This is a genomic window from Mycobacterium sp., from assembly GCF_035653355.1.
Taxonomy (GTDB): Bacteria; Actinomycetota; Actinomycetes; order Mycobacteriales; family Mycobacteriaceae; genus Mycobacterium.
Window position 1 is genome coordinate 1 of sequence record NZ_DASRBZ010000433.1, and the last position, 9,147, is coordinate 9,147.

Below are 9,147 nucleotides of genomic sequence, written 5' to 3' on the forward strand. Positions count from 1 at the left end.
CCCGAGGGCCTGATTCGCGAGAGAGTTGTGGTTTGCGGCGCGTCTCGACAGCAGCCGCTAGGGCTCGGCATGCTGGCCTACGAGGACGGCATCTGGATTCTCACTACCTTCGGCGTCGCCAAAGTGGAACCGCCACAAAGCTTTCCCGAGATGCGGGTGCTCGCCGAGAAGCTGCTGCCCGTACACTTCACCGCCGCGCTGGAGCAGGCCGAACCGATCGGGGAGGTGGCGTTGCATCGCTTCCCCACCAGCAGGTGGCGTCGCTACGACAAGCTGGACCGCTTCCCGGCGGGGATCGTGCCGCTGGGCGACGCGGTGGCCAGCTTCGATCCCACGTTCGGCCAGGGTATGACGATGACGTCGCTGCAGGCCGGTCATCTGCGACGTGCGCTCGCGCATGGCCCCCGCAGCGATTTGGAGCGGGAGGTGAACCGCGCCACCGCCAAGACCACCTACCCGGTGTGGCTGATGAACGCCGTCGGCGATCTCACCTTCCACCACGCCAGCGGGCCGGCGCCGTGGTGGTATCACCCCGTCGGTGAGTTGTTCGACCAGTTCCTCGGCGCCGCAGAGACTGATCCCGTTCTCGCCGAATGGTTTTTGCGCCGGTTCTCGTTGTTGGACAGCCTCTACATGGTGCCCTCGCCGGCGCTGATCGGCCGCGCCGTCCGCCACAACATGCGGCTGTGGCTGGCCGAGCGCCGCCAGCTGTGGCGCGAGCGCTACCGGGTAACCGCGCGATCCAAATCGGGCTCGAGGTAGATCACCTGCGCGGCCGGCACAGCGGCGCGGATATTGGCCTCAGCTGCGTCGATAGTCGCCGCGACGGTGGCCAACTCCACCTGCGGAGCTACCGCGATCTTGGCCGCGACCAGCATCTCATCGGGGCCGAGGTACTGGGTGCGCAGGTGGATCAGGCGCTCGACGCGCTCGGTTGATTCCAGCGCCTCTCGGATGGCCCGAGTCTGCGCAGGGGTGGCGCCCTCGCCGATCAGCAAGCTGTGCATCTCGACCATCAGGATGGTTGCGATCAGCCCGAGCAGCGCGCCGATGCCGATGGTGCCGACGCCATCCCACACCGGGTCGCCGGTTGCCGCGGTCAGCCCGACCCCGGCCAGCGCGAACATCAAGCCAACGAGCGCGCCGGTATCTTCCAGCAGCACCACAGGCAGTTCGGGATTGCGGGAGTGGCGGATGAAGCGCCACCAGCTACCGTTGCCTTTCAGCGGGCGCGACTCGACCACCGCCGTGCGAAAGCTGAAGGCTTCCAGGCCAATTGCCACCGCCAGGATGACCAAAGCCACCACAGGCGAGCTGAGCTCGGCGGGGTGGGTGATCTTGTGGTAGCCCTCATAGAGCGCGAACACCGAGCCGAGCGTGAACAGCACCAGGGCCACGACAAACGACCAGAAGTAGCGACTACGGCCATAGCCGAACGGGTGCAGGGCGTCAGCCTGTTTACGTGCCGCGCGCTGGCCGAGCAGCAGCAGCGCTTGGTTAGAGGTGTCGGCCACCGAGTGAACCGACTCGGCAAGCATCGACGAGCTACCGGTGACCAGGAAGCCGACGAACTTGGCGGCGGCGATGCCGGCGTTGGCGGCCAGGGCAGCCAGGATCGCGCGGGTGCCGCTGGTTGGCGTCACAGGCCCACGGTGGCCCGGAACAGCTTGCTCGGCTCGCGGGCGACCAGCCTGACCGGCCCGTCGTCAGCGGCTACCCACGCCGCCATGCCGCGGTCGAGCGTCAGCGCTCGCGATTTCCCGTGCACGGTCGTCGAACCTTCGATGCACAAGAGGATCTGGGGACCGTCATGGCGCGACGGCGCGTCGACCTCGTGGCCAAGGTGTTCTGCGTCGAGCGTCAGCACCGACGCCGCGAACTCGGCTGCCGGGGTGTCGTAGATGAGCTCGAGTCCGTCGCGGTGAACCGGCGGCCGCAGCTGCGCCTCCGTGGTCGGGTTGAAGTCAAGCACCCGCAGCAGTTCCGGAACATCGACGTGCTTGGGCGTCAGCCCGCCGCGTAACACGTTGTCAGAGTTGGCCATTATCTCCACCGCGACACCGCGCAGGTAGGTGTGCAGGTTACCGGCCGGCAGGAAGATCGCCTCACCGGGAGCGAGGCTGATGCGGTTGAGCAGCAAGGCGGCCAGTACACCGGCATCGCCGGGATACTGTTCGCCGAGCTCCAAGACGGTCTTGGCTTCGGCAGCGAATTCCGTTGTTCCGGAGGTGACGTAGTGGATGGCACCCTCGATCACGGCGGGGACCAACACATCGATGTCGGGCTGCGGAGCAGTAATCCAGGTGGTGAACAATGCCCGCAGGCCGTCGGCATCTGATTGGTCGTGAAGCAATTCGATGTAGGGGTCCAGGTCCGAGACCGCCAACGCCCGCAGCAACTCGATCGTGCGGCCCACCGGACGGAACCCGGCCAGCGCCTCGAAGGGCTGCAGCGCCACCAGCAACTCGGGCTTGTGACGGTTGTCGCGATAGTTGCGGATCGGTGAGGAGACCGGAATACCGAGCCGCTCTTCGCGCAGGTAACCCTCGATCGCCTGCTCGGCACTCGGATGGGCTTGCAGCGACAGCGGCTCGTCGGCGGCAAGCACCTTGACCAAGAACGGCAGCGCATCACCGAACCGGGCGCGGGCCGCCGAGCCGAGTTGTCCCTCCGGGTCGGCGACCAGCGCGTCGAGCAGTGAGCTCTCGCCGTCCTCGGTTTCGAGCCAGGCCGGATCGGCCGGGTGTGCGCCGAGCCAGAGCTCAGCCTCAGGATGGGCAGCTGGCACCGGCCGGCCGGTGAATTCGGCGATAGCGGTCCGCGATCCCCAGGCGTACGTCCGTATCGCCCCGCGTAGCAGTTCCACTGTCTTTATATCCCCGGTTTATCCGCGAACCAGTCGCATGTAAACAGCAGCCATCTCCAGCCGGACAGCCAATATTGCCAGTTGCTGCTCGACGCCGAGCCCCGTTGCCGCGCCCGCGGACGCCTCCTGCAAGTCCGGCACATCTTCGGCGGCGACAAGGTCGACATCGAACCCACCCAGCCGTGCCGCCACCACCGGCCGCTCGGCGGCCAGGGTTAGCGCCAACACCCGCAGCCGCTCGGGGAGCGGTCCGTCGATTTGTTCGTCGTGGAAAAGCGCGTCCGCCGCATCGGGGAACCCTGCGTGCAGCGCCGTGACCGCGTCGGAAAGCCCGGTGGCGGCGACCACCTGGTGGGCGATGCGCAGCAGGACCGAAGACCCGTGGCGGGCTAGCGCCAACGTGGCAGCGCAGTCGCCCGCCAGCGCGACTCGGTGACCCGCCATGCGCTCGGCAAGCGCCTTGGCCGGGTTGGTGAACACTTCCCGGCCCGCACTGTTGCGCAGCGCTTCGCTGTCGAGTTCGTCGGCCAGCCGTGCCAGGTCGATTTCCACGGTGGGGTCGACTCCCTTGAGCACCCCCAGCCCGGCGGCCAGATACCGACACAGCAGGAAGTCGTCGGGTACCGGTAGCCGGGGCTCCAGCACGGCGACCCGTCCAGCGGTCGTGTCGCGCAGCGGGCCCGAGTAGGGCGCCGAGACAACCACCCGCGCGCCGCGGCGCACCCCGGTTGCGGCGGCGCCGACCAGCGGGGGATCACCCGGGTCGTCGCCGGCCACGATCAGCACATCGAGCGCTCCGATCCACGGCGGCGCCTCGGCGGCAACGACGATCGGTTCGCCGGCCGAACCACCCAACGCTGCGGCAAGCATGGCGCCGGCGGTTGCGGCGGTGCCGCGGCTGGCTACCCAGATCACCGTGCGGGGTCGCTCTCCACCGCGGATCGAATCCAGCGCGCCTTCGTCGCATGCGGACGCGGTGGCCCGGACTTGCGCGCCGGCCATCGACGCGGCCCGTAGCAGCCCCTCTCGGTCGGCGGCGATCAGGCCTTCGGTGTCGTCGATATCGATCGTGGCGCGGATCGCGTTCACGTCACGACCTCGGGCTGGCCGGGGACGTGCGCGATCTCGGCGGCGATCTGCTGGACCACCGCATCGACGTCTTCGGCGCAGCGGCCCTCGACGTTGAGCCGCAGCAGCGGCTCGGTGTTGGAGCTGCGCAAGTTGAACCAGCTGCCATTGCCCAGGTCCACAGTCACTCCGTCGAGATGGTCGATGGAGTGGATCCGGGTGCCGAACGACTTCAGCACGGCCTCGGTGGCCGCGGTCGCGTCGGCAACGGTGAAGTTGATCTCGCCGGAGGATTCGTAGCGTTGGTAGTCGGCGGTCAGCTCCGACAGCGGCCGCTCCTGCTCGCCCAGCGCGGCAAGCACATATAGTGCGGCCAGCATCCCCGAATCGGCGCCCCAGAAATCCCGGAAGTAGTAGTGCGCGGAGTGTTCGCCGCCGAAGATCGCGCCGGTGTCGGCCATCAGCGCCTTGATGTAGGAATGCCCGACGCGGGAGCGCACCGGTGTGCCGCCGCGTTCGACCACCAATTCCGGCACTGCGCGCGAGGTGATCAGGTTATGAATCACGGTTGCGCCGATTTCCCGGTTGAGTTCGCGTGCGGCCACCAGAGCCGTCACCGTCGACGGCGTGACCGGCTGGCCGCGTTCGTCGACGACGAAGCAGCGGTCGGCGTCGCCGTCGAAGGCCAGTCCTATATCAGCACCGGTGTCGCGCACGTACGCCTGCAGGTCGACCAGGTTGGCGGGATCCAGCGGGTTGGCCTCGTGATGGGGAAACGAGCCGTCGAGCTCGAAGTACAGCGGCAGCAAGGTGATCGACTCGATGGGGCCTAACACGGCTGGGGCGGTGTGGCCGGCCATCCCGTTGCCGGCGTCCACGGCTACCCGCAACGGACGCAACTCGGACAGGTCGACCAGCGAGCGCAGGAATGCTCCGTAGTCGGCGAGCACATCGCGGTCGCTGAGAGTCCCTGGCGGGCCGTCGAAATCGGGGACACCGGCGATGAGTTCGTCGCGGATGGTGGCCAGCCCGGTGTCTGCTCCGACTGGCTTGGCGCCCGCGCGACACAGTTTGATGCCGTTGTAGGCGGCCGGGTTGTGGCTGGCGGTGAACATCGCGCCGGGACAGTCGAGCAGGCCTGACGCGAAATAGAGCTGGTCGGTGGACGACAGGCCGATGCGGACAACGTCGAGACCCTGTGCCGTCACCCCGGCGGCAAACGCAGCTGTTAGCGACGGCGAACTGTCTCGCATGTCGTGGCCGACCACCACTTGGCGGGCCCCTTCGTCGCGCATCAACCGGGCGAAAGCTGCGCCGACATCGGCGGCAAGGGATTCGTCGATTTCGTCGCCCACCAGGCCGCGCACGTCATACGCCTTGATCACACGGTGGACAGCCGCGGCGGGCCGAGACATGACAGGGCTCCTGACGAAGGGACTCTTGGTCGCCAGCCTAACCGCTCTGGTCCGCCTCGCTGTACGTAAGCCAGCGTGCTCGTCGCGCGCTACTCCGGCTGTTCGCGTGGCGGGTCTGGCAACACCCGCAGATGACCGCGGCGGCGTCCGGTTCCGCTGGATAGCTGGGGGGTTGGGGCGAGCAGGCCGGCGCTGGGTACGCCGGCCGGTGCAGCGGCATGGTGGCCGCCAGGATCGGAGAAGCCGTTGACCGGCGGCCGGCTGGCCAGCCCGCTGCGGCCTTCGCGCACCGCGTCGGCGAGCGCCACCAAGTCGTCCTCGTCGGGGTTGATTGTCAGCGGTCCGGGATGGCGAACGAGTTCCCATCCGCGCGGCGCAGTGATCCGGCTGGCGTGCCCGACGCAGAGATCCCACGAGTGCGGCTCTCGTGCGGTGGCCAGCGGGCCGACTACCGCCGTCGAGTCTGAGTAGACGAACGTCAGCGTCGCCACCGCGTAGTGCGGACACCCGGGCCGGCAGCAGCGACGGGGAGCAGTCACGGTCGAGAGGCTATCGCGCGCAAACGACGCCGCAGCGCCGGACACGCGCATACAGCCGGCTCACGATGTGCAACCGTTACCATCGGCGCGTGGGCGAATCCCCCGGCTACCGGCGAGGCGGTCGCTCGGCACGCAGGTCGGCAACACGGCACGGCCGCGAAATGCGGGGACCGCTGCTGCCGCCGACCGTGCCGGGCTGGCGCAGCCGCGCTGAGCGATTCGACATGGCGGTGCTAGAGGCCTACGAACCCATCGAGCGGCGCTGGCAGGAGCGGGTGTCCGGGCTGGATGTCGCGGTTGACGAGATTCCGCGCATGTGCCCGAAGGATCCCGACAGCGTGCAGTGGCCGCCTGAGGTCGTGGCCGACGGGCCGATCCCGCTGGCCCGGTTGATCCCGGCCGGCGTCGACGTGCGCGGCAACGCTACGCGAGCACGAATTGTGTTGTTCCGCAAGCCGATTGAGCGACGCGCAAAAGACACCGTCGAACTTGGGGAACTACTGCATGAGATTCTGGTGGCTCAGGTGGCGACGTATCTCGACGTCGAACCCACCGTCATCGACCCTACGATCGACGACGACTAGTCCGCCCGACGACTAAGCCAGGATGGCTAGATGATGCCGCGCTTGAGGCGACGGCGCTCCCGCTCGGAGAGGCCGCCCCAGATCCCGAAGCGCTCGTCATGAGCCAGGGCGTACTCCAGGCACTCCGCGCGCACCTCGCAGCCCAGGCAGATCTTCTTGGCCTCGCGAGTGGAGCCGCCCTTTTCGGGGAAGAACGCCTCGGGGTCGGTTTGCGCGCACAATGCGCGGTCCTGCCACTGGTCGCGGCTCACCGGCTCCAGCGGAAATACTTCGGCCGCATCGGAAACCAGGCTCAAGTGGGGCCGTGACGCTGCCCCCGTCGCCGCCGAGACGGCATTGGTGTGCGGTGTCCCTCCCACTACGCCCCGAAGGTGCTCATAGGACATGTCCGCCTCCTCACCGGATTCGTTGATGCTGAATGTCGCCACTCTTGTGATGTGTTGTGCGGCCATCTCTGTTTCGAACAAGTGATCGAATCTCGGTCTGCGACACCGCAACCGGCCGGCCAACCGGGAAATGACACTGATGTGATTACACACGGGTTACTTGCCGTGGTCAAGCGCTGAAACGAAATTCCATATCATGTCGTGATCAAATTTCAGCGGCATTGTGTCGATTGCGGCCGCGGCGTGTCGAGGCGACCGCCCGATCCACTGCTCAGAACCGCCCTCTCGTTGGCCGCGGACAGCTGCCCCGCTCCTGCTCAGTCCGCCGCGGACCGCATTCTCGCCGAGCGTACTGTCGTGCGATGTGAAGGTGACGGTTCTGGTCGGCGGGGTCGGCGGCGCGCGCTTCCTGCTCGGTGTGCAGCGCTTGCTCGGCCTCGGCCAGTTCGCATCCGGCGGCGCCGCCCATGAGCTCACCGCCGTGGTCAACATCGGCGACGACGCCTGGATCCACGGGGTGCGGGTCTGCCCGGACCTCGACACCTGTATGTACACGCTGGGCGGCGGCGTCGATCCGCAGCGAGGCTGGGGTCGCCGCGACGAAACCTGGCACGCCAAAGAGGAACTGGCGCACTACGGTCTGCAGCCCGACTGGTTCCAGCTCGGCGACCGCGATCTGGCCACCCATCTGGTCCGCACCCAGATGCTGCGAGCCGGCTATCCGCTCTCCCAGGTGACAGCGGCGCTGTGTGACCGTTGGCATCCCGGAGCGCGACTGTTGCCCGTCAGCGACGACCGCTGCGAAACCCACGTCGTCATAACGGACCCCGCCGACAATGCTCAGCGGGCAATCCACTTTCAAGAATGGTGGGTGCGGTACCGTGCCCAGGTGCCGACGCACGGCTTCGCCTTCATCGGTGCCGAGAAGGCCAGCGCCGCAACCGAAGTCGTCGACGCCATCGCCGACGCCGACATCGTCATGCTGGCCCCGTCGAATCCGGTAGTGAGTATCGGCGCTATCCTCGCGATCCCCGGCATCCGGGCAGCGCTGCGCTCGACGACCGCTCCGGTCGTCGGGTACTCGCCCATCATCGATGGAAAACCGTTGCGCGGCATGGCATATGAATGCCTCACCGTGATCGGAGTCAAATGCACAGCAGAAGCTGTGGGCCAGCACTACAGGGCGCGCCGGCAGACCGGGATCCTGGACTACTGGCTCGTCCACGAGGGCGATCACGCCGAAATCGACGGCGTCGCGGTGCACTCCATACCGCTGCTGATGACCGACCCGAAAGCAACGGCCGACATGGTGAGCGCCGGACTGGACGTCGCGGGCGTGTCGGCATGAGCAACGTGCCGGCGGACCATGGCGCCGCGTCGACGGTCGAGATCATGCCCGTCAGTGGCCTTCCCGAATTTCGGCCTGGCGACGACCTGGCCGCCGCGATCGCCGAGGCCGCGCCCTGGCTGCGCGACGGCGACGTGGTGGTGGTCACCAGCAAAGTGGTGTCCAAATGCGAAGGCCGCATCGTGGCGGCCCCGGAGAATGTCCAAGCGCGAGACGAGCTGCGCCGCAAGCTGATCGACGACGAGGCGGTTCGCGTGCTGGCTCGCAAGGGCCGCACCCTGATCACCGAGAACCGGCTCGGGCTGGTGCAGGCGGCAGCCGGAGTGGACGGCTCCAACGTGGCTGCGGCCGAGCTGGCCCTGCTGCCCGTCGACCCCGACGCCAGTGCCGCGGCCCTGCGCGCCGGACTGCGCGAGCGGCTCGGCGTGGCGGTCGCGGTGGTGATCACCGACACCATGGGCCGCGCGTGGCGCAACGGCCAGACCGATGCCGCCGTCGGCGCTGCCGGTCTGACCGTGCTGCACAGTTACGCCGGGGCCGTGGACCCGCACGGCAACGAACTGGTGGTCACCGAAGTCGCCGTCGTCGACGAAGTCGCCGCAGCAGCCGACCTGGTGAAGGGAAAGCTCACCGCGATACCGGTGGCCGTGGTGCGCGGCCTGTCGATCACCGATGACGGCTCCACGGCGCGACAGCTGGTCCGCGCGGGCACAGAAGACCTGTTCTGGCTCGGCACCGCCGAAGCCCTCGAGCTCGGCCGACAGCAGGCGCAGCTGCTGCGTCGCTCCGTGCGGCAGTTCAGCCAGCAACCGGTGCCGGAGGACGTGATCGAGGCCGCCGTCGCCGAAGCGTTGACCGCACCCGCCCCACACCACACCCGGCCGGTGCGGTTCGTATGGCTGCAGACGCCCGACCTTCGGACCCGGCTGCTGGATCGCATG

The 9,147-nt window shown here is 67.9% G+C and carries 9 protein-coding genes and 1 pseudogene; 4 read left to right on the forward strand and 6 right to left on the reverse strand.

Annotation, left to right across the window (positions count from 1 at the left end; all coding sequences use genetic code 11):
• Window positions 1–762, forward strand: a pseudogene (locus tag VFA16_RS14955) (oxidoreductase); the annotation flags it as partial.
• On the opposite strand, the gene VFA16_RS14960 reads toward VFA16_RS14955, so the two are convergent.
• From VFA16_RS14960 to VFA16_RS14980, 5 genes are all read right to left on the reverse strand, one after another.
• Window positions 723–1,643, reverse strand: coding sequence for a cation diffusion facilitator family transporter (locus VFA16_RS14960; protein ID WP_324968573.1), 921 nt, complete (start codon window positions 1,641–1,643; stop codon window positions 723–725). The pseudogene VFA16_RS14955 and the gene VFA16_RS14960 overlap by 40 nt on opposite strands.
• Window positions 1,640–2,866, reverse strand: a complete 1,227-nt coding sequence (manA, locus tag VFA16_RS14965; protein ID WP_324968574.1) for a mannose-6-phosphate isomerase, class I — start codon at window positions 2,864–2,866, stop codon at window positions 1,640–1,642. Before manA ends, VFA16_RS14960 begins: the two co-directional genes overlap by 4 nt.
• A gap of 18 nt (window positions 2,867–2,884) precedes the next feature.
• Window positions 2,885–3,955: a TobH protein gene (locus tag VFA16_RS14970; protein ID WP_324968575.1), complete on the reverse strand. Its 1,071-nt coding sequence runs from the start codon at window positions 3,953–3,955 to the stop codon at window positions 2,885–2,887.
• Window positions 3,952–5,349 (reverse strand): phosphomannomutase/phosphoglucomutase, encoded by a 1,398-nt coding sequence (locus tag VFA16_RS14975; RefSeq protein WP_324968576.1) that lies wholly within the window; start codon window positions 5,347–5,349, stop codon window positions 3,952–3,954. The genes VFA16_RS14970 and VFA16_RS14975 overlap by 4 nt, the downstream gene beginning before the upstream one ends.
• A gap of 89 nt (window positions 5,350–5,438) precedes the next feature.
• Complete coding sequence (locus tag VFA16_RS14980) at window positions 5,439–5,888, reverse strand: DUF3499 domain-containing protein (protein WP_324968577.1); 450 nt, start codon at window positions 5,886–5,888, stop codon at window positions 5,439–5,441.
• 161 nt (window positions 5,889–6,049) lie between these two features.
• Here VFA16_RS14980 and VFA16_RS14985 point away from each other — a divergent pair, with 161 nt between their 5' ends.
• Entirely contained in the window at window positions 6,050–6,472 is a 423-nt protein-coding gene (locus VFA16_RS14985) for a metallopeptidase family protein (RefSeq protein ID WP_324968580.1), read from the forward strand.
• Window positions 6,473–6,498: 26 nt separating this feature from the next.
• Here the strand turns inward: VFA16_RS14985 and VFA16_RS14990 are convergent, their stop codons facing one another.
• A complete protein-coding gene (locus tag VFA16_RS14990; RefSeq protein WP_324968581.1) occupies window positions 6,499–6,858 on the reverse strand; it encodes a WhiB family transcriptional regulator in 360 nt (119 codons plus the stop codon).
• Between the two features lie 364 nt (window positions 6,859–7,222).
• Between VFA16_RS14990 and cofD the strand changes: the two genes are divergently transcribed.
• Together cofD and VFA16_RS15000 are read left to right on the forward strand one after the other, a co-directional pair.
• Window positions 7,223–8,206: a 2-phospho-L-lactate transferase gene (gene cofD, locus VFA16_RS14995; RefSeq protein ID WP_324968578.1), complete on the forward strand. Its 984-nt coding sequence runs from the start codon at window positions 7,223–7,225 to the stop codon at window positions 8,204–8,206.
• Window positions 8,203–9,147 (forward strand): coenzyme F420-0:L-glutamate ligase (locus VFA16_RS15000; RefSeq protein ID WP_324968579.1); only part of this gene is annotated, 945 nt, incomplete at its 3' end. The genes cofD and VFA16_RS15000, both read left to right, overlap by 4 nt.

Excerpts from the sequence above, each read along its gene's own strand:
- VFA16_RS14975 (WP_324968576.1), bottom strand. The coding sequence starts at position 5,349 with ATGTCTCGGCCCGCCGCGGCTGTCCACCGTGTGATCAAGGCGTATGAC.
- VFA16_RS14985 (WP_324968580.1), top strand. The coding sequence starts at position 6,050 with ATGCGGGGACCGCTGCTGCCGCCGACCGTGCCGGGCTGGCGCAGCCGC.
- VFA16_RS14990 (WP_324968581.1), bottom strand. The coding sequence starts at position 6,858 with ATGTCCTATGAGCACCTTCGGGGCGTAGTGGGAGGGACACCGCACACC.